This window comes from Rhodococcus sp. 66b (genome assembly GCF_002076325.1).
Taxonomy (GTDB): domain Bacteria; phylum Actinomycetota; class Actinomycetes; order Mycobacteriales; family Mycobacteriaceae; genus Rhodococcus_F; species Rhodococcus_F erythropolis.
The window spans coordinates 108,285-133,194 of record NZ_MUZB01000011.1; the positions used below are offsets into that span (position 1 = coordinate 108,285).

Sequence of the window (24,910 nt, forward strand, 5' to 3'; positions counted from 1 at the left end):
TCAGCGACCCAGAATCGTCCGAACGAGTTTGAATCCCTGACCGATCGTCACGGTCGGCAGGTATGCCCGTCCGACCGCGTTGCCGATGCTCGGCAACGCGGCTGGATCGGCGAATGTCATGTGCATCGGCACGTACCGCGGCTGGAACTTCGATTTGAAGGCCAGCAGCGATCGAAATCCGTACACCGGTTCAAGGGTGCGACCGAGTAGGTCGAGCACGCTGTCCATCATCGCCGAGAAAGTCGTGGCCTCCGGTTCGTTCGCATTCCTCTCGGAGTCACCGGCGATTGTTGCCAGCGGTGCACCGGACAGACTGAGGAACTCGACGCCCTCCTCCTCCAATTTCAGTGCAGCGGAAGCGATGAGGAACTCCATCGCGGGACGGAACCCTTCGGAGCGTCGCCTCATGAAGTCGAGTGTCCACCCGACGACTTTGCCGTCGCGGTACACCGGTAGCCACGATGTGACACCGTGCACGGTGCGATCCTCGTCGACCGCGATCAGGCACCGCACTTGTTCGTCCTCGACCTCGTCGAGTCCGCCGAGGGTGAATCCCATCTCGGGCATCCCCTTGTCCGCTACCCACTCCTCCGAGATGGCGACTATCTGATCCTTGATCGCGAGAGGTGCATGAGGGAAGGAAATCCACTCGGCGGTGATACCGGACTTCTTCGCCCGGTTCAGTGCTGTGCGCACGTCCTGGAACCGCTTTCCTGTGAACGCGACTTGTCCCAGGTCGAGCACGGTTTCCTCGGCGACCTGTAGACCGCTCCAGCCCATCGAATCGGTGATGGTTCGGGCGTCGTCGGTCACGGAATAGAAGCAGGGAATCCAACCGTTCGACGACGCGAACTCGGCGAACCCCTCGATCGCCGCGCGCATGCGATCTGGAGGACCGACCGGATCACCGGTGGTGAGAGCAACGCCGGCGATGACGCGATACGCGACGTAACTCGAACCGTCCGCGCTGAACCAGTAGGTGTTCCCCTTCCACGTCGTCATCCACGACAACGGGCTGCCGGTACCGGCGATCAACATGGATCGCGCTCGTTCGGCGGCTGTGGGATCGGCGGTCTTGACCGGCTTGAGGAAACTCACGAATACCAACAGGGCGGCAACACCCCAGAACACGACGCCGGTCCACTCGAAGAGCAACGTCGACTCGATGTCCACGGGAAGCAGGCGCGGGTCGATCAACTGCAGGTACACCGGCGGTACAAGGCGCTGCGGGAAGTCCGCGAGCAGCATCGTGACCGTGGGCTCGCGGTCGAACCCGTGCCTGGCGAGCATTCCGCCGCCGACGTAGATCACGGCGAGGACCGCGAGCAAGGCCACGATCGCAGCACCGAGACGTCGGTACGTCTTGGCCGGGGCCGCGACGTCGAAGTATCGACGTGTGGCGATCAGCAGGATCAGCACGAAGAGCGGTGTCAGGAACGGCACCAGAGTTCGGTACACGTTCGGATCGCTGATTCCGTAGAACAAGCTGTCACTGTCGACTGCGTCGACGAACCTGATGACGAAGTTCCCGATCGAGAGGACGAGTAAGACGACCTGAGCACAGACAGTCGCAATCCAGGCGAATCTGCGGCCACGACGGAGCCCATCGCTCAACACCAGCACAAAAATCGACGGCATCAACGAGAGCAGAGTCGGCCCGATCCCCGAGAGTCTCAGCTCGAGGAGGCCGCGTCGGCAGTCCGGATCCGACGCGGATTCGGCGCACAGCTCACGTACTTCTGCGACGGTCCAGGGAACACCACGGAAGAGATCGCGGAGTACGGCGAGTGGGCCAACCGCCTGTGGGGACAGCGCGGCGATCATCGGGCCGATCGCACTTGCCGCGACGACGATGGCGACCAGGACACGGCCCTCTCGCTGTGTCCCGGCGATGCGTTCACCGCGAGCCGATCGTCCGACGATCCACTGTCCGATCACCAAACCCACCACAGCGGCAAAAAATCGGATGACATCTTGCAGCTGACCACTGAACAAGGCCAAGGTGATGGTCAAAGCCAGGGTTCCGACGCGGATGCGGCGACGCCACAATGTCCCCATGTTCGAGCTGGCGGCCATCGCGGCGCCGACGATCCACGCGCTCGCGCCGACAGCGGAGCCGACATGGAGGCGGAACCCCCAATTGGAGTCGAACACTTTCACGAAGGATGCCCAGCCGAGCCCGAGCAGAACTCCCAAGATTTGAGTGCTTGCGCCGGCGATCGCCAGCTTGATCGTTCCCATCCGCCGTTCGAGGGGTGCAGCGACCGCAATCAGGAGCACGCTCGCGCCGATGTACCCGAGCAGGTTTCCTGCCCACAGCGCGGAGCTCAGTGGAATCCAGACATGTCCGTGCTGGATCGAGCCCATTCCCGCACCGATCGTGTGCTCGAGATCGCGGGACGGTCCGTGAACGATGCTGCCGGTTACGGCGCCCAGTATCCACATGGTGAGAAGTAGGACGACCGTCAAGGGTGCGTCGCGAATGCCGAAACGGATGATGCCGGCAGCTTTCTGCGTGACTACCCGCGCCCGTGATGTCGATTCTTCGGTGCCCGGCGAACTGTCGATCGTCATCTACGTGCGGCTACTTTCTGCGGATCGACTGTTGGCTTGCAATTATCGGGCATCGTCATTGTCGGGACTTTGGTCGTCTCACACCACCGTAACCGTCACGCAGATCACTATGGCCAATACCACACCCCCACCGAGGCGGTTACTACTACCAGTAGTACGTATTTCGTCGTGGAAGTCCGTAGAATCGAAGAATGGCAGGTCTAGGTGAACTCGAACGCGCGGTGATGGATCATTTGTGGTCCACATCGGAACCGCAAACTGTGCGACAGGTGCATGAAGCACTCGCGACACATCGCGAATTGGCGTACACGACGGTAATGACCGTTCTGCAGCGCCTGGCGAAGAAGCATCTGGTGATTCAGCAGCGTGACGATCGCGCCCATCGCTATCTTCCCGTCAACAAGCGCGAAGAACTGGTCGCGAGCCTGATGGTCGACGCTCTGGCCCAGGCTCCGGAGTCCGGCGGTCGCGCTGCGGCACTCGTCCACTTCGTGGGACAGGTCAATGCTGACGAAGCCGACGCTCTCCGCGAAGCGCTCGCTGCCCTCGAGGTGCGCGAGTCCGCGAAAAAGGCTGCGCAGCCCGGAATTTCTAGGCCGAACTGATTTCGTCGTGCATGATGTGTAGGACATGAACGCCACTACTGCACTGGTTTTCGGACTGCTTGCCTTGTTGCTGGCCGGTCCGGTTCCCGCACTCCTGAGCCGCTCCACGTGGCCTTACCGCGCTCCACGCGCGGCGTTGGTTCTGTGGCAAGCCGTCGCAATTGCTGCGGTGCTGTCGGCATTCAGCTCGGGCCTGGCCATTGCCAGCCAGCTGCTCGTTCCCGGCGCTGACGGTAGGCCGACGACGGCCCCGACCGCCGAAATCGATGCACTCGGGCTCCCGCTGTGGATTCTGTACGTGGTTGTTTTTGCCCTGACGCTCCTGATCGGCGCGAAGCTGATCTTCTCGATAATCCAGGTCGCTGTGAGAACCCGACGTCGCCGTGCACGTCACCGCGTGTTGGTGGACCTTCTCGACGACTGCGCCATGCCCGCGTCGGTGGAACGCACACCCGATCTGCGGGTGCTGGACGTGGACGAACCGATCGCATACTGCCTGCCAGGTCTGCGCCAACGCGTGGTTCTCAGCCAAGGCACTCTGCAGAACCTCGATCATGCCGAGGTCAAAGCAATCCTGACGCACGAGCGTTCACACCTGCGAGCTCGTCACGATCTGGTCCTCGAGGCTTTCACGGCCGTCAACCACGCCTTCCCCCGTTTCGTCCGTAGCAAGTCGGCTCTGGGATCGGTACAACTGCTGGTGGAGTTGCTCGCCGACGATTCAGCTGTGCGGGCTACCGGTCCCACTCCCCTCGCGCGGGCACTTGTCGCGTGTGCCGGATCGACGGCACCCCGCGGAGCGATGGCAGCGGGCGGCCCGTCGACGCTCATCCGAGTGCAGCGCCTCTCGGCCGACGATGCAGATCCCCGCATCGCAGTTTTTGCGTATCTCGGGGCGGTCGCGATTCTCGTGGTTCCCACGGTTGCGGTGGCTGTGCCCTGGCTCACCGAACTTCGACTGCTTTTCAACGCATACTGAGTCTTGACCTGCGCAACCCCGTGTAGTAGTGCAGGTCACAGGCGGGGCTACCTGACTTCGGTGTCCCCGGTGGCGTAGAGTGGACCACGGCCACCATCGTGGTCCGTCAACATATAACGGCACACAGCCCAATTCCCCGCAGTATGCGTTCGGATTGCCAGGTGACATGTGCCCTGGCTCGTCCCTTTGCGAACTGTGTCGTGTATTTCAGCATGGCTTCTTCCGCTCCGCGACGTGCCCGTAGTCCGGAGAGGTTTCCGCGTGACCAACGCTGTCCAAATGTCGTCTTCCGAGAACATCGAAGACCCCACCGTCAACACCCCCGCTGCCGAAGAAGCAGTCGCCACCGAGCCGGGTATCACCTTCGCCGAGATCGGCCTGCCCGAGCAGCTTGTTGCCGCATTGGCGCGCAACTCCATCACCGTCCCGTCCCCCATCCAGGCGCAGTCCATCCCGGACGCGCTCGCCGGAACCAACGTTCTCGGCCGCGCACAGACCGGATCGGGTAAGACCCTCGCCTTCGGCCTGCCGATGCTGACCCGCCTCTCACGCCACGAAGATCGCCCGGCCGCAAAGCGTCCCCGCGCACTCGTGCTCGTCCCCACCCGTGAGCTTGCTTTCCAGGTGGTCGACTCCCTCAACTCCTACGCCGGCGCACTCGGACTCACGGTTCGTCCCGCTGTCGGTGGAACGCCGTTCGCCAAGCAGGTCGATCAGCTTCGCCGCGGCGTAGACGTCCTCGTCGCAACGCCGGGTCGCCTGGGCGATCACCTGCGTCAGGGCACCTGCATCCTCGACTCGGTGGAAATCACCGCACTCGACGAAGCCGATCAGATGGCGGACATGGGCTTCCTGCCCGAGGTTCGCTCGATCCTCGGCGAGACCCCCGCAGACGGACAGCGTCTGCTGTTCTCGGCAACCCTCGACCGTGAGGTCCAGTCGCTGGTTCGTCAGTTCCTGGCCAACCACGTCACCCACTCCACCGAAGACGGCCGCGCAAGCGTCGACACGATGGAGCACTACGTCCTCCTCGTCGATCGTGGGCAGAAGGATTCCGTCCTCGCCGAGATCGGTGCCCGTGACGGACGCACCATCATGTTCGCCCGCACCAAGCTCGGTTGCGAGGGAATCACCGATCGCCTCCGCGCAGTCGGCATCGCTGCCGAGTCGCTTCACGGCGGCAAGGCACAGAACCAGCGCACCCGCGTCCTCGAGCGTTTCAAGAACGGCCGCACCCCGGTCCTCGTCGCAACGGACGTTGCAGCGCGCGGTATCCACGTCGACGGCATCGACCTCGTCGTTCACGTCGATCCCCCGGCCGACCACAAGGACTACCTGCACCGCGCTGGTCGTACCGCTCGCGCCGGCGAGAAGGGTACCGTTGTCGCCATCGTGCTGCCGAACCAGAAGCGTCAGTTCAAGCGTCTGACCGGAATGGCCGGCGTCAATGCCGCAGCCGTTGCCGTCACCCCGGGTTCTGCTGAACTTGCTCGCATCACCGGCGCCAAGAAGCCGACCGGAGAACCCTTGCGCGAGAGCTCTTCTCGTGGCGAGCGTTCCTTCGGTGATCGTGGCGGAAGTCGTGGCGGCTACCAGGGAAACCGCTCTTCCGGCGGCTACCAGGGCAACCGCTCTTCGGGTGGATACCAGGGCGACCGTGACGGTGAGAGCCGCGGCGGATACCAGGGTGATCGCTCCAGCGGTGGTTACCAGGGCAACCGCGACAGCCGCCCCTCGACCGGATACCAGGGAAACCGCTCTTCCGGTGGCTACCAGGGAAGCCGCGACGGCGAGAGCCGCGGCGGTTACCAGGGCAACCGCTCTTCCGGTGGCTACCAGGGTGATCGCTCCAGCGGTGGTTACCAGGGCAACCGTGACAGCCGTCCGTCCTACGGAGACCGCGACAGCCGCCCGTCGACGGGTTACCAGGGCAACCGCTCTTCGGGCGGATACCAGGGAAGCCGTGACGGCGAGAGCCGCGGCGGATACCAGGGCAACCGTTCGTCCGGTGGTGGATACCAGGGCAACCGCGACAACAACCGCTCGTACGGCGATCGCGACAGCCGCCCCTCGACCGGTTACCAGGGCAACCGCTCTTCCGGTGGCTACCAGGGCAACCGCGACGGCGGCGACAACCGTGCAGCCTCGACCAGCGGTGGCGGCTTCCGCAGCCGTACCGACCGTCGTAGCTATGACGGATTCGACGGCCCGAAGCGCGATCAGCGGTAATACCTGCGCTGAGCTGCGGCTCGACAACTGAACACTGAGAACCTTCCGGCTGTGCCGGAAGCTGTATCGAGACGGATGCAGGTCACTGCAATTAAAGTGATCTGCATCCGTGTTTTGTATGCACGGTCTGAATGTTCACGCGCGTCGCGGCCGCACCGTTTTCGGCTGCGCACAGCGCAGGATTTCACAGCCGCGGACCGAGAGGGAAAGCTGTAAGTATGTCAACCACTAGCACCGAATCACCCCGAGCTCAGATCGGCGTCACCGGCCTGGCCGTCATGGGTTCGAATATTGCCCGCAATTTCGCCCGCCACGGTCACACCGTTGCCCTGCACAACCGCAGCATCGCGAAGACCGATGCCCTGATCGCCGAGCATGGTTCCGAGGGCGATTTCGTGCGCACCGAGACCGTCGAGGAGTTTGTTGCCGCACTGCAGAAGCCGCGACGCGTCCTGATCATGGTCAAGGCCGGCGCCCCGACCGACGCCGTGATCGAAGAGCTCGCGAACGCCATGGAGCCCGGCGACATCATCATCGACGGTGGCAACTCGCTCTACACCGACACGATCCGTCGTGAAGCAGCGATCCGCGCCCGCGGTCTGCACTTCGTCGGCGCTGGTATCTCCGGTGGCGAAGAAGGCGCACTCAACGGTCCGTCGATCATGCCCGGCGGCCCGAAGGAGTCCTACGAGGCTCTCGGCCCGCTTCTCGAGTCCATCTCCGCTCACGTCGACGGCACCCCGTGCTGCACGCACATCGGCCCCGACGGCAGCGGTCACTTCGTCAAGATGGTGCACAACGGCATCGAGTACGCCGACATGCAGCTCATCGGCGAGGCGTACAACCTCTTCCGCGACGCACTCGGTTACGACGCCGGTCAGGTCGCAGACGTCTTCACCGAGTGGAACAAGGGCACGCTCGAGTCCTACTTGATCGAGATCACCGCCGAGGTGCTCCGCCAGGTCGACGCCGAGACGGGCAAGCCGTTGGTCGACGTCATCGTCGACGCTGCCGAGCAGAAGGGCACGGGCCGCTGGACGGTCAAGTCCGCTCTGGATCTGGGCGTGCCGGTCACCGGTATCGCCGAGGCCGTTTTCGCTCGCGCACTGTCCGGTAGCCGCAATCAGCGCGCCGCAGCTCAGGCGCAGGGTCTGGCTGCCGGCTCTCTCGGCGACAAGCCTGCTGACGCCGAGCAGTTCGCCGCCGACATCCAGGCCGCGCTGTACGCGTCGAAGATCGTGGCGTACGCGCAGGGCTTCGATCAGATCGCTGCCGGCAGCGCCGAGTACGACTGGAACCTCAAGCCTGCCGACCTGGCGACGATCTGGCGCGGTGGCTGCATCATCCGTGCGCAGTTCCTCAACCGCATCAAGGACGCGTTCGACGCGGATCCGAGCCTGCCGAGCTTGATTCTGGCGCCGTACTTCCGTGAGGCCATCGAGGCAGGCATCGACAGCTGGCGCCGTGTGGTCGCCACCGCGACGATGCTCGGCATTCCGGTACCGGCGTTCGCGTCTTCGCTCTCGTACTACGACGGTCTCCGCGCGGAGCGTCTGCCGGCCGCCCTGACTCAGGGTCAGCGCGACTTCTTCGGCGCGCACACCTACGAGCGCATCGACAAGCCGGGCAAGTTCCACACACTGTGGAGCGGTGACCGCAGCGAAATCGAGGCCTGATTCACAGCGGGTATCGGTAGATGCGGTCATCTGCGTCTACCGATACCCGGTAGCCTGGACAAATGCAGGAATCGACGATCGACTCGCCCACCTCGACCGAAGGGCGTTCGTTCGTCGACCTCGGAATCCCCGCCGTGATGGTGCACGCGTTGCGCCGTAGCGGCATCGATGCCCCCTTCCCCATTCAGTCGGCAACCATCCCCGATGTTCTTGCCGGCCGGGATGTCCTCGGGCGCGGCGCGACGGGTTCCGGAAAGACTCTGGCCTTCGGGCTTCCGATGCTGGTGCGCCTCAAGGGTGGGGCGAGCAAGCGGAATCGTCCGCGCGGTTTGGTGCTCGCTCCCACCCGTGAGCTGGCGATCCAGATCCACAAGGCACTCGACGACGCTGCTACCGAGATCGGTTTGCGTGTGGCAAATGCGGTCGGTGGCGTTCCGATCAAGCGTCAGGCCGACATCCTTGCCCGCGGCGTCGATCTCCTGATCGCGACCCCAGGGCGCCTACTCGACCTACTCGAGCAGAAGTCGGTGATTCTCGACGACGTCGTGATCACGACCATCGACGAAGCCGACCACATGGCAGACATGGGTTTCATCGACGAGGTTGCGAAGATTCTCGACACGACACCGAAAGACGGTCAGCGCCTTCTCTTCTCGGCAACACTCGACGGCAAGGTCGACGATCTGGTCGCGGGTTACCTGCGCAATCCGGCGTCGCACTCGACTGCTCCCCCGGTTGCCACCGTCTCGACCATGGAGCATCACCTGCTCTTCGTCGACCGCGACGACAAGAGATCCGTTGTCGCACATATCGCTTCACGGGCGGGACGGACCATCATGTTCGTCAAGACCAAGCACGGAGTGGATCGTCTTGCGCAGCAACTGCATTTGATCGGTGTCTCGGCCGGCGCCCTGCACGGCGGCAAGACGCAGAACAACCGGACCAAGACCCTCGCGTCGTTCTCCGACGGGACGACACCGGTCCTGGTCGCCACCGATGTCGCCGCGCGCGGAATCCATGTCGACGACGTGACGCTCGTCGTTCACGTCGATCCCCCGGCGGAGGCGAAGGACTACCTGCACCGGGCCGGCCGGACGGCACGCGCCGGGGAATCGGGCGTCGTCGTCACCATCGTCACCGACGAAGAACGTGATTCGGTCGAGAAGTTGACCAAGCAGGCAGGCATCAAGGTTCACGGCGTGCGGGTTCGTCCTGACGATCTGGAGCTCACGCGCATCACCGGTGCGATGGAGCCGACGGGCATACCGGTCGAAGCTCCCGATACGACGGTCGCCGTCAAGCACACCGCCAAGCGTGGCCGTCAGGAACACGACACTGCAGGCCGGACCGCTGCCGGAGGCCGGATGAAGAAGGACGGCGACAAGCGCGCCGCTTCCTCGCGGCGCGTCACCGATCCGAAGAGTGTGAAGAAGATCCGTGCGGACGGCACTCCGGTCCCGACCCGTTCGGAGCGTCTGGCGTCCAAGGGCTTGACCCCGCGTCGCGGCGCACCCGGCGCAGGAAAGCCGTCTGCCGGAAATCGGGCGGGCAAGCGCGCACACTGAGGGAATGGGTGATCTTCCACTGATCTCTGTTCTCTGCGCACTCGTCGCCGCGCTTCTCTTCGCGTGTGCCTCCGTCGCTCAGCAGCGCGCCGCGTCTGCGGTTCCGGAGGGCGAGGCGTTGGTGGCGTCGTTGATTCGCAGTCCTCGGTGGTGGGCCGGGCTGATCGGTGACGGCGGCGGTTACGTCATGCAGGCCGTTGCACTGTCGTTGGGTTCGGTGTTGGTGGTGCAGCCGCTGATCGTGACCTCGCTGCTGTTCGCGCTGCCACTTTCGGCCAGGTTCTCGGGAATTCGCATCACCCGTTCTGCGTGGTCGTTGGCGATCATGCTCGCGATTTCCTTGGCGATCTTCCTCGTAGTCGGCGATCCCACCGAGGGAGACAGCAACGCTCCCTGGTCGGATTGGGCTGTGCCCCTGACTATCACGGTCGCAGTGGCCGTGGTCGCAACTATCGGCGGCTTGTCCAAGCTCGACGGTGGCTGGCGCGCACTGCTTCTCGGCTCCGCGGCCGGAATCTTCTACGGCGTGGCCGTCGCTTTCACCAAGTACGTCACCGACCTACTCGGGCACGGTGTCGTCGGGGTGATTTCGGCATGGCAGACGTGGGCGCTGATCGCCTCGGGCGCAATCGGGGTCTACCTCCAACAGCGCGCGTTCCAGGTCGGGCCTCTGTCGGCGTCGCTACCTGCCCTGACGATCGGCGAGCCGATCGCGGCCATCTTCCTGGGGATGACGGTTCTCGACGAACGCCTCCGCGTCGACGGTCCCGGAATTGCTCTCATCGGGTGCGCCGTCGCCGTCATGATCATGACCACGATCGCCCTCTCCCGCTCACAAGCACGCGATACCGAGGGCGCTACGGCGGAATCGACGGTAGGCTCGTGAAACGTGCAGTTCCTCGAAGGGCAACGCCCCCCATACGACCTGACCTACGACGACGTCTTCCTCGTCCCTAACCGGACCGAGGTCACCTCTCGGTTCGACGTCGATCTCAATTCTTCCGACGGATCCGGAACGACCATTCCCGTCGTCGTCGCCAATATGACCGCAGTCGCCGGCCGCCGCATGGCCGAGACTGTCGCCCGCCGCGGCGGACTGGTCATCATTCCGCAGGACGTCCCCACTGACGCTGTCGCCGAGACCGTGGCGTTCGTCAAGAGCCGCCACCTCGTCGCTGATACGCCGGTCACGCTGAGTCCGGACGACGCCGTCTCCGATGCGCTGGCGCTGCTACCCAAGCGTGCACACGGCGCAGTCGTAGTGGTCGAGGACGGCAAGCCTCTCGGTGTCGTCACCGAGGCTGCCTGCGCGGATGTCGATCGGTTCACTCGCCTACGTACCGTCGCGATCACCGACTTCGTCACCGCCCCGGTCACCGCCACACCGCGTGAGGTCTTCGAACTGCTCGAAACCAAGCACGATCCGTTGGCCGTCATCGTCAACGAGGACGGAACCCTCGCCGGCGTCCTCACTCGCACCGGCGCGATTCGTGCCGGCATCTACGACCCCGCAGTCGACGATCGCGGCGCACTCCGGGTCGCTGCTGCGGTCGGTGTGAACGGTGACGTGGGCGCCAAGGCCAAGGCACTCGTCGACGCCGGTGCCGACGTGATCGTCGTGGACACGGCTCACGGTCACCAGCAGAGAATGATCGATGCGCTCACCACGCTCAAGGCGCTCGACCTCGGCGTCCCGTTGGTTGCAGGCAACGTGGTGTCCGCACAGGGAACCCGTGATCTGATCGCCGCAGGCGCGGACATCGTCAAGGTCGGCGTCGGGCCCGGAGCCATGTGCACGACTCGCATGATGACCGGCGTCGGACGCCCGCAGTTCTCGGCCGTCGCGGAATGTGCTGCAGCAGCACGTGAGCTCGGCAAGCACGTCTGGGCCGACGGCGGCGTTCGCCACCCTCGCGACGTTGCACTCGCCCTCGCGGCGGGCGCGTCGAACGTCATGATCGGCTCGTGGTTCGCCGGCACGTACGAGTCCCCCGGCGATCTCAAAGTCGATCAGGCGGGCAACGCGTACAAGGAGAGCTTCGGTATGGCCTCCAAGCGCGCTGTTGCCGCTCGCACAGCCACCGAAACGGCTTTCGATCGCGCCCGTAAGGGATTGTTCGAGGAAGGCATCTCCAGTTCGCGGATGCGTCTCGATCCCGAGCGCCCCGGAGTCGAGGACCTGATCGATCAGATCTGTTCCGGCGTACGCAGTACCTGCACGTACGCGGGTGCGCGCTCACTCGAGGAGCTGCACGAGAAGGCAGTTCTGGGAGTGCAGTCCGCCGCCGGATTCGCCGAAGGACGGCCGCTTCCGTCTGGTTGGTGAACCACGTTTTATGACAGTCGGCGGGTGCTCGGGTCCCTACTCCCGGGCACCCGCCGGTATCATTGGATCCGTAAACAGGAAACAAAACTCGGTCGGGTGCCCATCGGCGACCCGACCGAGCCCGCTACAGCCGAGAAATACTCGGCTCCGACGAGAGGAACCCGGTGCCCGAGGCACCCACACACTTACCCGGCGCTACACCCGTCGTTTTATCCGAGGAATCGTCTGATTCCGCTGGTTCGGAGGGCTCCTCTAGCGAGCCGGGAGACAAACCCGGCGGCCCCCGTGCACACCTCAGGTGGCGATGACACATGGACATCGTTTTCACCATTCTCAGCCTGGTCGGCTTCATCGCGCTGACTGCAGGCACCGCCCTCTTCGTGGCGGCCGAATTCTCACTGACCGCGCTCGAACGCAGCACCGTCGACGAAGCTGCTCGTGGCGGCGACCGACGCTCGCGGCAGGTTCAACACGCGCACAAGACTCTCTCGTTCCAGCTCTCCGGCGCTCAGCTGGGTATCACGATCACAACCCTGATCACCGGTTATCTGGCCGAGCCCGTTCTGGCACGGTTCATCACACCGGTCACGAAGGCCGTCGGGCTCAGCGAATCCGCTGCCTCGACAACGTCTTTGATCCTGGCGCTCGTGATTGCGACCTCGTTCTCCATGATCTTCGGTGAGCTCGTACCGAAGAACCTCGCAATCTCCAAGCCGATGCCCACCGCCCGCGCGACTGCGGGCCTGCAAGCGGGCTTCTCGCTGATCTTCCGGTGGGCCATCAACGGCCTCAACGGAACCGCCAACTGGATCGTGCGACGCCTGGGCATCGAACCCGCGGAAGAATTGCGCTCGGCGCGATCACCGCAGGAACTCGGGTCCCTCGTGCGGACGTCCGCGCAGCGCGGGTCCATCGACAAGGGCACGGCGATGCTCGTCGACCGTTCGCTGCAGTTCGGTGACCGCACCGCAGAAGAGCTGATGACTCCGCGAGTGAAGATCGAATCGCTGGAACTCTCGGACACCGTCGCAGACCTGATCGTGACGGCGTCGCGAACTGGCTACTCGCGCTTCCCCGTCGTTCGCGGCGATCTCGACGACACAGTCGGCGTCGTACACATCAAACACGCGTTCACCGTTCCGGCCGAGCGCAGGCGCACGACGCGCGTCGACAGTCTGGCTCAACGTGTTCCCGTCGTGCCGTCGAGCTTGGACGGAGACACCGTCATGGAGCGGATCCGCTCCGACGGCATGCAGGTCGCGCTTGTCGTCGACGAATACGGCGGAACAGCCGGCATCGTCACGATGGAAGACCTCATCGAGGAAATCGTCGGTGATGTGCGCGACGAACACGACGAACCCGAACTCGACGTACAGCGCGTCGGCGACGGCTGGTCGTGCTCCGGTCTCCTGCGCATCGACGAGGTCACGTCGGCAACCGGATACACCGCACCCGAAGGCGACTACGACACGCTCGGCGGTCTGGTGCTCACCGAACTGGGCCGAATCCCCGACGAGGGTGACGAAGTGGAATTGCCCGACGTCGACTCGTCCGGTGATTCCCGCGGCAAGTGGATCGCCCGAGTGACCAGTATGGACGGCCGTCGTATCGACCGAGTGACCATCACGCCGGTCCCGGCACATGTCGAACCCGAATCCGCAGACGACGACACGAAGGAGTCCGACGATGAATAACCTCTTCGGTGTACTCCTCACCGTCGTGCTGCTCGCCGGTAACGCATTCTTCGTCGGTGCGGAGTTCGCGCTGATCTCCGCACGACGCGACCGCCTCGAGGCACTTGTCGCGCAGGGTAAGAAGCGGGCACTCACGGTCATCAAGGCCGGTGAGAACCTCTCGCTGATGCTTGCGGCAGCTCAGCTGGGCATCACGATCTGCTCGATCCTGCTCGGTAAGGTCGCCGAGCCCGCCATCGCGCACCTCCTCGAGGTGCCGATGGAAGCCGTCGGCCTTCCCGACGGATTGCTACACCCGATTTCGTTTGCGATCGCGCTCTCGCTGGTCGTCGTGCTGCATATCCTCCTCGGCGAAATGGTGCCCAAGAACATCGCGTTGGCGGGCCCCGAGAAGACGGCCATGCTGCTCGTTCCCGTGCATCTGGCGTTCATCAAGATCGCTCGCCCGATCATCGCGTTCTACAACCTCTGCGCCAACGGAGTGCTCAAGCTCCTGCGCGTCGAGCCCAAGGACGAACTCGATGTCACTGTCTCGGCGGTGGAGTTGTCCGCGATGATCGGTGAATCGCGGTCCGAGGGTCTGATCGACGCCGAAGAACACCGGCGCTTGAAGCAGGCACTCGAATCGACAGATCGCACCGTCTCCGAGGTCCTGATCACCCTCGACAAGGTGCGGACCATTCCCCTCACGCCGTCGGGAACAACACTGGGTGAGATCGAGCGTGCGGTCATCGAGACCGGATACTCGCGTTACCCGGTCCGAGCGAGCGACGGATCGCTGGCCGGGTACGTGCACCTCAAGGATGTGCTCGACGAGGTGCTCGACGAAGCTGCCGGGCCGGACACCGTCGTTCCGACGTCGGATATCCGCCCGTTGCCCATCGTTCCGCTCAGCACGCCGCTGGCCGAAGCGTTGGCCGGCCTTCGTCGGGCCAGCTCGCACCTCGGCGCAGTCACGGACGCCGACGGAGTCGTGATCGGTATCGTCGCGCTCGAGGATCTGCTCGAGGAGTACGTCGGAACGGTTCGCGACGGCACGCACCGCGGCACGGATGCTGTTCCCGGACAAAGAAACAGCTGATCGATGACACGTACGGTGCATTCACTCGCACTCGCGCAGAGCGAGTGGACGGTTCGGCGGGCACTTCACCTCGAGGAGGTGGAGAAGCTCGTCGAGCCGCACCGAGCGCGTCGTAGCGCCGGTATCTCTCACCCGGTGCACGACTTCCTCTTCACGTACTACAACTTCAAGCCCGCGCAACTGCGCCGCTGGCACCCCGGGTACGGAGTCGCACTCGAGAACGCCGGCGAATACGCAGCCTTCTCCGGCTACCGCGTCGACGATTCGGGTACCGCGACGGTCGAGGCCTCCGTGCTGGAGCGTCGGCGTCACACAGTCGAATTCGTGTGGAATCTGTTGAATCAGACGTCTGCGCGGCCCGCTGTGCTGGGCTGTTTCGGCCTCCACGAATGGGCGATGGTCTATCGCGGCGGCGAGGACGCGATCCGTCACCAGTCAGTGCCGCTGCGGCTCGGGTTCGCCGGTACCGACGCGGTCGTCGAATCCCTGCCACTCAAATGCACGCACTACGACGCGTTCCGGTTCTTCACACCGGACGCCGCTCCCAAGAACTCGCTCCCGCTTGCACGCGAAACTCAGATCGATCACGAACAGCCGGGCTGCCTGCACGCCGGTATGGATCTGTACAAGTGGAGCTTCAAGTTGTTGCCACTCGTGGATTCCGATCTGGTGATGCGGTGCTTCGAACACGCGCTCCTGGCCCGTGAACTCGACATGCGCGCGAGCCCATACGACCTCGCCGAGTACGGGTACTCCCCCATTCGTATCGAAACTCCCGCGGGCCGCGCCGAATACGTGCGTCAGCAACAACAGTTGGCGGATCGTGCTGCGCCGCTCCGCGATACGCTGGCAGAGAAGTGCCGGGAGCTTCTCGGCCACTGAACTGCCGAAAGGCGCCACATGGATCACGGGTACGGGTTCTATCTCGACGAATACCAACGTGACGTCGGGGTGCACACCGACGACCGACGCGGCCACATCGAATGCCCGGACTCGGCGGGCTTCCTTGCGGCGCACTTGCCGGTGTTCGACCTCGCTGCAGGCTCAGTCGCGGCCTTCGCCTCGGCAATTCATCGGTCAACCGGCCCGGGCGACGGACACTGGACCCTCGATCCCGAGCGCATCGCCGCGTCCTTCTCGAGCGATCGACTGTTCCGGATCGGCGGCGAACCGATCAACGGATTCTCCGAATACTCGGGGTTCTTTGCCACCCGCGACGGTTGGGTCCGCACGCACGGCAACTATCCACACCATCGCGACCGCCTGCTCGCCATCCTCGAACTCGACCATGGATCACCTAAAGATGCAGTGGCGCAACGGATATCCGAACTCAGCGCCATCGAGATCGAGCAGCAGGCCGCCGGGATCGGCGCCATCGCGGTCCGTGTTCGTACCGAGACCGAGTGGCGCCTGAGTGAGCAGTGCGCAGCTGCGAGGTCTGAGCCTCTGGTATCCATCCGAGTACGCGACGAGGGAAAACCCCGCACGCATCCGACGCGCCCACGTGTTCTCGACCTGACCCGCGTCATCGCCGGCCCGGTCGCGACCCGTGCCCTCGCGCTGGTCGGCGCTGACGTTCTGCGGATGGACCCTCCGGCGATCCCCGAGATCGGATGGCAGCACCTCGACAGTGGCCAGGGCAAGCGGTCGGCGCTTCTCGACCTGAAGTCCTCGGCGGAAGCGGCAGCATTCCGCGAACTCCTCGACACCGCAGACGTACTGGTCACCGGCTACCGTCCGGGCGCACTCGAAGCACTCATCGGGCAGGATCTTCCCGCCCACCTGATTCACGGGCGCGTCAGCGCATGGGGATGGGAAGGTCCGTGGGCGAATCGCCGCGGCTTCGACAGCATCGTGCAGGCCGCATCCGGTATCTCGTTCCTCGAGGGCGGCGAGAAACCGGGCGCACTTCCAGCGCAGGCCCTCGACCACTCGACCGGATACTTCTTGGCAGCTGGGATCCTCGACGCGTTGACGCTGCGCTCGCACGACGGCCGTGGCCGCGATGTCGACGTGTCATTGGCCAGCACCGGCGCCCGTCTTCTCGACGCACCCGGCCGAACCGTCCATCCCGGTCTACCGACCGCTCCCGGCCTGAATGTTGTTGTCAACCATGCCGACGTGACCACCGCACGACCCGCGCTGGCAGAGTTCGAGGACTACCCCGAACCATCCCATCCGTGGGGATCGGATCGGGCGGAGTGGGCACACTGAGGGACCGGCACATTCAGGGCAAGATGGACCTGTGAAGTCACATACCTACACACTCGACCTTCAGTGGACGGGCGATCTGGGAACCGGAACGTCCAGCACGCAGGGATATTCGCGCAATCATGCAATATCCGCGGTCGGAAAGCCGGAACTTCTCGGCAGCTCCGATCCCTCGTTCCGCGGTGACGCGCAGCGATGGAACCCCGAGGAACTGCTCGTTGCCTCCCTCGCCCAATGCCACATGCTCTGGTACCTCGGTCTGGCAGCTGCCGCTGGGGTCGTCGTTCTCGACTACAGCGATCAGCCGGTCGGCAGCATGATCGAGGAATCCGATGGCGGCGGCCAGTTCATCGAAGTGACGTTGAATCCGACGGTATTGGTCGCGGAGGCGTCGATGGTCGAGAAGGCCGAGGAGCTTCACGGCCCCGCACACACGAAGTGCTTCATCGCTCGGTCGGTCAACTTCCCTGTCCTGCACTCACCGACGATCCTGGTGGCCACCGATGAGTGATACGCACAAGCTCATCGTCGACGTCGACACCGGCATCGACGACTCGTTGGCACTTCTCTATCTCCTTGCCAGCCCCGAAGCCGAGATTCTGGGGATAGCGAGCACCGCCGGCAACGTTCCGGTGGAACAGGTCGCGGCCAACAACTTGAACTGGCTTGCGCTCTGCGGCGCCCCGGACATCGAGGTTGCACTCGGCGCCCGCGAGCCACTGGTCATCCCGTTGCGCACCACCGAGGAGACTCACGGTCCGCAAGGGATCGGGCATGCCGTCCTCCCCGATTCGGGTCGCAAGCGCTCGGTCCGAACCGCCACCGACCTCTGGGTGGATCTCGTCCGGGAGTACCCCGGACAACTCACCGGATTGGTGACGGGGCCGCTCACCAACCTTGCGCTGGCGATCAGACGTGAACCCGATCTGCCGTCTCTGCTGAAGCGACTGGTCGTGATGGGTGGGTCGTTCAACTATCCGGGCAACACGACGCCGACCGCGGAGTGGAACGTCTCGGTGGATCCGCACGCCGCCAAGGAGGTGTTCGACGCGTTCTCCGTCGTACCCGCGCACCGGCGCCCGATCATCTGCGGCCTCAACGTCACCGAATCCATCGAGATGTTCCCCGAACATGTGCGTCGGCTCGCCGAAGCTGCCGGGAGCACTCCGGAAGAGATCATCTCGCCTGACGACGGTCCCGACGTCCGCAGTTCCGCGTCCAACAGCGTGATCAGGCATATGTCCGACGCGATCCGGTTCTACATGGAATTCCATCAAGAATACGACCAGGGATTTCTTGCTCACATGCATGATCCCTTTGCTGCTGCCGTCGCGCTCGATCCGAGCTTGGCGACGCTGAAGCCGGCAACGGTAGATGTCGAAACCGAGAGTCCACTGCTGATCGGAACGACGGTCGCGGACTGGGTCGGGCACTGGAAGCGTGAGCCCAACGCGGATATCGCGGTCAGCACCGATCCGGCGGAATTCTTCGATCGACTTGTCCACCGAGTGGGAAATTACGCCCGCGTCGTGGGTTGACCGAGCCGGGCACCGGCTATGCTCGCATGGACAGAACACCAACGAACGAGAACAAAGGACCTGACGTGCAGATTTCCAGCCACGATGCCTCCCCGGCATTTGCGCTCGGATTGATGGCGTTCTGGCCCACTCGTCGTAGCGCATGCTTCGATCAGGCGTGTTGCTGAGCGGCGATTCTCGCTGCCTGCACCCCTGACTTTGTCGCTTCTTCGCTCGGAGTCTGTCTTCTCATGTTCAACCTTCTTTTGTTCACCCTTGTCGGCGTCGGCGCCCAGCTCGTCGACGGCGCCCTCGGTATGGCCTTCGGTGTCACCGCAACCACACTGTTGATGATCGGTGGCCTCGGTCCGGCTCAGGCCAGCGCCGCTGTTCACCTGGCCGAGGTCGGCACCACCCTCGCTTCGGGTGTGTCGCATTGGAAGTTCAAGAACATCGACTGGAAGCTCGTCGCCAAGCTCGGTGTGCCCGGCGCAGTCGGTGCATTCATCGGCGCAACCGTGCTCTCGGGTCTGTCCACCGAAGCGGCAGTCCCCATCACGGCGACGATCCTGCTGGCCATCGGTATCTATGTGGCACTTCGCTTTTCGGTCCGCCCACCGGCCGTCGCGGATGCTCGTACCACTCCGCACACTGCACGTTTCCTGTCCCCACTCGGCCTGTTCGGTGGTTTCATCGATGCATCCGGCGGTGGTGGTTGGGGTCCGATCACCACCAGCACGCTGCTCTCGCGGGGCAAGACCGCGCCGCGCACCGTGATCGGCTCGGTCAGCGCCTCGGAGTTTCTGGTCGCGTCAGCCGCGTCGCTGGGATTTCTTGTCGGATTGGGTCGTGAGTCTGCTGGAAACCTCCTCGTTGTCGCCGGTCTCGCGCTCGGCGGTGTCATCGCTGCCCCGTTCGCGGCGTGGCTGGTCAGCCGCGTGCCTGCAACCTTGCTCGGAACGGCGGTGGGCGGCGTCATCGTGTTGACCAACGCACAGAAGCTGTTCAAATCCTTCGACATCACCGGGGCGGTCACAGTGGCCGGCTACCTGGCCATTCTCGGCGCATGGGCAGCGTTGCTGTTTTACGCGTGGAAGCGGTCCACGCTCACCCCAGCCGAGGCAGAAGGCGATTTCACGGGAGTCGAACTCGCTGTCGAGAACGAACTCACCGAGCCTGCGGTCAAACGCGAACGATAGCTCGTCACAGAAGAAATCCCGGGTATCCGCTGTCGGATACCCGGGATTTTGTTTTTTCGCCCTAGTTGCTTCCGTCGAACGCGTCGAGAATTCGCCCCGCCGCCAACGCTGCCGTCAGCGAACCGTCACGCACGCTCTGCTCGACGTCGGCCCGGATCGCACGCACCCGATCGTTGCTCGAGAGCCTGCGTAGCAGCTGATCGTTGACCATCGTCCAGGTCCAATCGACCTGTTGCTTGCGACGCTTCTCCTCGAACTGTCCCGCTTCGGTGAGCACCTCACGGTGTTTGGTGACAGTTCCCCAGAACTCGTCCAGCCCGACACCCTCGAGGCCGCTCATCGTGATGACGGGCGGCTTCCAAATGGCGTCGTGCGGGTAGATCAGGCGAAGCGCTCCGGCCAATTCGCGGGCAGCACCCTTTGCCTCGCGCTCATGCTTTCCATCGGCCTTGTTGACCGCCACCAGATCTGCGAGCTCGAGGACACCCTTCTTGATGCCCTGGAGCTGATCACCGGTACGAGCGAGGGTCAGGAACGTAAAGCAGTCCACCATGTTGGCAACAGTGACTTCGGACTGGCCGACACCCACTGTCTCCACCAGGATGACGTCGAAACCGGCAGCTTCGAGAAGCACGATGGTCTCTCGGGTTGCCTTGGCAACACCACCGAGCGTGCCGGACGTCGGTGACGGCCGGATGTACGCATTCGGTTCGACGGTGAGCCGAGCCATGCGTGTCTTGTCGCCGAGAATCGAGCCGCCGGTGCGGGTGGACGACGGATCGACCGCCAACACCGCAACCCGATGTCCCTTGCCCAGCAAGTACATTCCGAGCGCGTCGATGAACGTCGACTTGCCGACGCCGGGAACGCCGGTGATGCCGATCCGGTGCGCTCCCCCGGCCTCGGGCAGCAACTTCAGTAGAAGCTGCTGCGCAAGGGCCCGGTGGTCGTCGCGAGTGGACTCGACGAGGGTGATCGCCCGAGCGAGGCCGGCACGCTGATTTCCGCGTACCGCCTCGGCGAGGGAATCAATGTCGATGGGCTGACGTGCCATCTTCAGTGACCCCCTTCTCAGCTGTGGTCGTGACCCAGTTGGGCGGAGAGCTTCTCCAACAATCCGCTGGCAGCGTCGGCGATGACGGTTCCGGGCGGGAAGATGGCAGCAGCGCCGGCCTCGTAGAGTTCGTCGAAGTCACCGGGCGGAATGACGCCGCCGACGACGATCATGATGTCGGGACGACCGGCCGCAGCCAGAGCCTCCCGCAGCGCCGGCACCAAGGTGAGGTGACCGGCTGCCAACGACGACACACCGACTACGTGGACGTCGTTGTCGGCCGCCTGATTGGCGACCTCTTCGGGAGTCTGGAACAGCGGTCCGACGTCGACGTCGAATCCGATGTCCGCGAAGGCCGTGGAGATGACCTTCTGGCCACGGTCGTGACCGTCCTGGCCCATCTTCGCGACGAGAATACGGGGACGACGTCCCTCGTCCTCGGCGAACTTCTCGACCAGTTCCATCGCCTTGCTGATGTTGCTCACCGTTCCTGCCTCGTCGCGGTACACACCACTGATGGTGCGGATCTCGGCCTGGTGGCGTCCGTACACCTTTTCGAGGGCGTCGGAAATCTCGCCGACCGTAGCCATCGCACGGGCGGCGACAACAGCGAGGGCGAGGAGGTTGTTCTCCATGCCGCCTTCGGCGGATGCGGCAGCGCGGGTGAGGCTCGCGAGTGCGGCCTCGACGGCTTCCGGATCACGTTCTGCGCGAAGGCGAACCAGCTTCTCGAGCTGTTCCTTGCGGACCTTGGAGTTCTCGACCTTGAGAACTTCGATGGTGTCGACCTCGTCGGGAACGTACTTGTTTACGCCGACGAGCGGCTGCCGACCGGAGTCGATGCGTGCCTGGGTGCGGGCGGCAGCTTCCTCGATGCGCAGCTTCGGGATGCCTTCGTTGATGGCCTGAGCCATTCCGCCGGCTTCCTCGACCTCTTCGATGTGCTTACGAGCCCGGTTGGCGAGTTCGTTGGTGAGCCACTCGACGTAGTACGAGCCGCCCCACGGGTCGATGGGACGCACTGTGCCGGATTCCTGCTGCAGCAGCAACTGGGTGTTACGGGCGATGCGGGCGGAGAAGTCCGTCGGCAGTGCGATGGCCTCGTCGAGTGCGTTGGTGTGCAGCGACTGAGTGTGGCCCTGGGTGGCAGCCATGGCTTCGACGCAGGTACGCGGAACGTTGTTGAAGACGTCCTGCGCGGTCAGAGACCAGCCCGAGGTCTGCGAGTGGGTACGCAGCGAGAGCGACTTCGCGCTCTTGGGATCGAACTTGGCAACAAGCTCGGCCCACAGGAGGCGTCCGGCGCGGAGCTTGGCGACCTCCATGAAGAAGTTCATGCCGATGGCCCAGAAGAAGGACAGGCGCGGTGCGAACTTGTCGATGTCCATACCGGCGTCGAGGCCGGCGCGGATGTACTCGACGCCGTCCGCAAGGGTGTACGCCAGTTCCAGATCGGCCGTCGCTCCGGCTTCCTGGATGTGGTAGCCCGAGATGGAGATGGAGTTGTACTTCGGCATTTCCGCGCTGGAGTACGCGAAGATGTCCGAGATGATCCGCATCGAGGGCTTGGGCGGATAGATGTAGGTGTTACGAACCATGAACTCTTTGAGGATGTCGTTCTGGATCGTTCCGGCCAGCTTGTCCGGGGTGACGCCTTGCTCGCCTGCCGCAGCGACGTACAGCGCGAGAATCGGCAGCACGGCGCCGTTCATCGTCATCGAGACCGACACCTGCGAGAGGTCGATTCCGTCGAAGAGCTGACGCATGTCGAGGATGGAATCGATTGCGACACCGGCCATTCCGACGTCACCCGCAACGCGAGGGTGATCGGAGTCGTAGCCGCGGTGTGTGGCGAGGTCGAAGGCGACCGAGAGGCCCTTCTGACCGGCCGCGAGGTTACGACGGTAGAACGCATTCGACTCCGCGGCAGTGGAGAATCCGGCGTACTGGCGAATGGTCCACGGCTGGTTCACGTACATGGTCGGGTACGGACCACGCAGGAACGGCGCTGCGCCCGGGAAGCTGTCGAGCGGGTAACCGGACTCGGCGGCGGCCGTGCGGTCCGCACCGGTGTACACCGGCTTGACGTCGATGCCTTCCGGGGTGGACCAGACAACCTGCTCGGCGGCGTAGTTGTTGGCATTTGCGCCCTCTTCGATGAGCGCCTGTGCCTGCTCGACCGACGGCGGTGTGGGTGCCGGAGACTGCGGGTCCTCGAGTGGGACCTCGGCGAAACTGCCGATCACGTGCTTGACCTCTCGTGTCGTCACTTGGAGCTTCCCGTCTCGATGAAGTCGAGCAGTTCGGTCAGAGCCGACACTGCGTCGATGCGGGCTGTGAGGAATCCGTCCGGGCGAGAATCGCCGGTCGCGTCGGCGACTGCCTTTTCCGGTCCTGCGAGCAGCACCTTGGTGATGCCGGCAGCGCGAAGTTCGGCGACGGCCGCTGCGGCGCTCTCGCCGTAGCGCTTGTCCGTGCCGCACAGCACCGCGACGGTGGCACCGGAAGCCTTGACGGCTGCGGAGATGGCTTCTGCGCCTACCTCGAGGGGGCCGGGGTTGACTGCGTCGATACCACCCGAAGCGAGCAGGTTGGACGCAAACGTGGTGCGCACGTTGTGTTCTGCAACCGAGCCCAGCGGCGCGAGAAGCGCAGTGGGGCGGGCGCCGCCGGCGGCGAGGAACGCGTCCGAACGGTCACGAAGCGCTTCGAATGCAGCTGCGTAGCGGGCGACGGACTGGCCGGGCTCGACGGCTTCGACGGACAGCGGCGTTTCGCCGAGGTTCGGGAACTCGTTGACACCGGTGACCGTGGTCTTGCGGTGTGCGATGTCGGAGTCACGCTTGGCCTTCGTGGCAGCGATGCGGCCGGAGACGATTCCCGCTTCGAGTGCCGCCAGATATCCGCCGGCTGCTTCGATTTCCTGGAAGAACTCCCACGCGGTGGCGGCGATCTGCTGCGTCAGGTCCTCGACGTACCAGGAGCCCGCCGACGGATCGAGCACGCGGCCCAGGTGCGACTCCTCGAGGAGAAGCAACTGCGTGTTGCGCGCGATGCGCGAGGAGAAGGACTTGCTGACACCAAGGGTGCCGTCGGCCAGGGCGACGTCGAACGGAAGAACAGTCACTGCATCTGCTCCGCCGACGCCGGCGCCGAATGCAGCGAGGGTCGTGCGCAGCATGTTCACCCAGGGATCACGCTGAGCCATCATCGCGGCGGAGGTGACTGCGTGCTGCGGCGCTCCACCGAAGTCGGAAGCTCCACAGACCTGAGCGATGCGGGCCCACACGAGACGTGCGGCGCGGAACTTCGCGATGGTCTGGAACTGATCGTCGGTTGCCGAGTAGCGGAAAGCCAACTGCGACAACGCAGCACCGATGGTCAGACCGCTCTCTGCGGTGAGTGCGCGGAGGTATTCGAGTCCGGCGGCAATCGCGGCTCCGAGTTCCTCGGCGTCGCCGGCACCCGCGTTGTGGAAGGCCGTGCCGTCGACGGTGATCGCGTGCACGGTTTCCGCGCGAGCTGCAGCGAGGGCGGCCAACTCGACGGCGCCTGCAAATTCGACGTCGGCTGCGCCTGAGAACGAACTGGTCAGCGGCGCTGCACCGAGGTGAACTCGGATACTGCTGCGATCACTGACGCCGTCGCCGGCTTCGCCGCGAGCATCGAGGAGAGAGAAGAGTGCGCGGGCTGCATCGTTCACCTCGGCGCCTGCGTCGAGCGTGAGCGGTGCGAGGTCGAGAAGAACGCCCTCGAGCGCAGCGGCGAGGTCGGTGACCGGAACGCCGTCGGCGCCCACCTTCAACCAGAGTGCGCTGACTCCGTTTTCGAGGGCGTCCAGGATGGCGCGATTAGTCTCGGCCGCCGAAGCGGTTCCGAATGCAGCGGAAACCAACCAACCGGCATTGACATCACGGTGAGCGTCGACGCCACGCACGTACGGAAACGTGCCCGGCAAGCTCTGCTCGGGACGCTCGTCGCGTGGGCTGTAGAGCGGTGCGACAGTGACACCGTCGTAGGTGACGGTTTCGAGCAGTTTCTGTGGCTCGGGGCCCAGTTCTGCCGCATCGACTCTGCGGGACTTGGCGAGCACACCGGCTACGGAGCGCTGCCACTCCGCGTACGCCTGCTCGACAGCCTCGGCTTCTGAAGCTAATGACACTGTGTCCGCTCCCTCTCATTTTTTGCGTGAGCGCTTTA

General features: G+C 64.3%; 18 protein-coding genes. 14 read left to right on the forward strand and 4 right to left on the reverse strand.

The features are described from left to right. Positions 1-2,574 carry a bifunctional lysylphosphatidylglycerol flippase/synthetase MprF gene (locus B0E55_RS20915; RefSeq protein WP_080910391.1) on the reverse strand — a complete coding sequence of 858 codons (2,574 nt, stop codon included), beginning with the start codon at positions 2,572-2,574 and terminating at the stop codon, positions 1-3. Positions 2,575-2,765: 191 nt separating this feature from the next. Here B0E55_RS20915 and B0E55_RS20920 point away from each other — a divergent pair, with 191 nt between their 5' ends. From B0E55_RS20920 to B0E55_RS20990, 14 genes are all read left to right on the forward strand, one after another. After that, positions 2,766-3,179: a BlaI/MecI/CopY family transcriptional regulator gene (locus B0E55_RS20920; RefSeq protein WP_003944876.1), complete on the forward strand. Its 414-nt coding sequence runs from the start codon at positions 2,766-2,768 to the stop codon at positions 3,177-3,179. A 25-nt stretch (positions 3,180-3,204) separates the two neighbouring features. After that, the gene (locus B0E55_RS20925; protein WP_003944922.1) at positions 3,205-4,158 is read left to right on the forward strand and encodes a M56 family metallopeptidase; all 954 of its coding nucleotides are present in this window, start codon (positions 3,205-3,207) and stop codon (positions 4,156-4,158) included. A 261-nt stretch (positions 4,159-4,419) separates the two neighbouring features. Then, positions 4,420-6,387, forward strand: coding sequence for a DEAD/DEAH box helicase (locus B0E55_RS20930; RefSeq protein ID WP_080910392.1), 1,968 nt, complete (start codon positions 4,420-4,422; stop codon positions 6,385-6,387). Positions 6,388-6,605: 218 nt separating this feature from the next. Further along, entirely contained in the window at positions 6,606-8,063 is a 1,458-nt protein-coding gene (gndA, locus tag B0E55_RS20935; RefSeq protein ID WP_007730904.1) for an NADP-dependent phosphogluconate dehydrogenase, read from the forward strand. Positions 8,064-8,125: 62 nt separating this feature from the next. After that, positions 8,126-9,628, forward strand: a complete 1,503-nt coding sequence (locus B0E55_RS20940) for a DEAD/DEAH box helicase (RefSeq protein WP_003944962.1) — start codon at positions 8,126-8,128, stop codon at positions 9,626-9,628. Positions 9,629-9,632: 4 nt separating this feature from the next. After that, complete coding sequence (locus B0E55_RS20945) at positions 9,633-10,514, forward strand: DMT family transporter (protein ID WP_020907757.1); 882 nt, start codon at positions 9,633-9,635, stop codon at positions 10,512-10,514. Between the two features lie 3 nt (positions 10,515-10,517). Beyond that, entirely contained in the window at positions 10,518-11,954 is a 1,437-nt protein-coding gene (locus tag B0E55_RS20950; RefSeq protein WP_020907756.1) for a GuaB1 family IMP dehydrogenase-related protein, read from the forward strand. 311 nt (positions 11,955-12,265) lie between these two features. Further along, positions 12,266-13,648 (forward strand): hemolysin family protein, encoded by a 1,383-nt coding sequence (locus B0E55_RS20960; RefSeq protein ID WP_019748444.1) that lies wholly within the window; start codon positions 12,266-12,268, stop codon positions 13,646-13,648. Then, on the forward strand, positions 13,641-14,729 hold the full coding sequence (locus B0E55_RS20965) for a hemolysin family protein (protein ID WP_003944826.1): 1,089 nt from the start codon (positions 13,641-13,643) through the stop codon (positions 14,727-14,729). Before B0E55_RS20960 ends, B0E55_RS20965 begins: the two co-directional genes overlap by 8 nt. Before the next feature lie 3 nt (positions 14,730-14,732). Beyond that, positions 14,733-15,611 carry a 3-methyladenine DNA glycosylase gene (locus tag B0E55_RS20970; protein ID WP_080910393.1) on the forward strand — a complete coding sequence of 293 codons (879 nt, stop codon included), beginning with the start codon at positions 14,733-14,735 and terminating at the stop codon, positions 15,609-15,611. A gap of 18 nt (positions 15,612-15,629) precedes the next feature. Beyond that, entirely contained in the window at positions 15,630-16,943 is a 1,314-nt protein-coding gene (locus B0E55_RS20975) for a CoA transferase (RefSeq protein WP_080910394.1), read from the forward strand. A gap of 31 nt (positions 16,944-16,974) precedes the next feature. Further along, entirely contained in the window at positions 16,975-17,451 is a 477-nt protein-coding gene (locus B0E55_RS20980; RefSeq protein WP_019748441.1) for an OsmC family protein, read from the forward strand. After that, positions 17,444-18,478, forward strand: a complete 1,035-nt coding sequence (locus tag B0E55_RS20985; RefSeq protein WP_080910395.1) for a nucleoside hydrolase — start codon at positions 17,444-17,446, stop codon at positions 18,476-18,478. The genes B0E55_RS20980 and B0E55_RS20985 overlap by 8 nt, the downstream gene beginning before the upstream one ends. 230 nt (positions 18,479-18,708) lie before the next feature. Continuing rightward, complete coding sequence (locus B0E55_RS20990) at positions 18,709-19,656, forward strand: sulfite exporter TauE/SafE family protein (RefSeq protein ID WP_019748438.1); 948 nt, start codon at positions 18,709-18,711, stop codon at positions 19,654-19,656. Positions 19,657-19,717: 61 nt separating this feature from the next. On the opposite strand, the gene meaB is transcribed toward B0E55_RS20990, so the two are convergent. Genes meaB through mutA form a run of 3 tightly spaced genes read right to left on the reverse strand, consistent with a single transcriptional unit; the run spans position 19,718 to position 24,872 of the window. Beyond that, positions 19,718-20,710, reverse strand: coding sequence for a methylmalonyl Co-A mutase-associated GTPase MeaB (gene meaB, locus B0E55_RS20995; protein WP_003945003.1), 993 nt, complete (start codon positions 20,708-20,710; stop codon positions 19,718-19,720). Positions 20,711-20,727: 17 nt separating this feature from the next. Next, positions 20,728-22,980, reverse strand: coding sequence for a methylmalonyl-CoA mutase (scpA, locus tag B0E55_RS21000; RefSeq protein ID WP_080910396.1), 2,253 nt, complete (start codon positions 22,978-22,980; stop codon positions 20,728-20,730). Further along, positions 22,977-24,872, reverse strand: a complete 1,896-nt coding sequence (gene mutA / locus B0E55_RS21005; protein WP_080910397.1) for a methylmalonyl-CoA mutase small subunit — start codon at positions 24,870-24,872, stop codon at positions 22,977-22,979. The genes scpA and mutA overlap by 4 nt, the downstream gene beginning before the upstream one ends. Positions 24,873-24,910 lie beyond the last annotated feature (38 nt).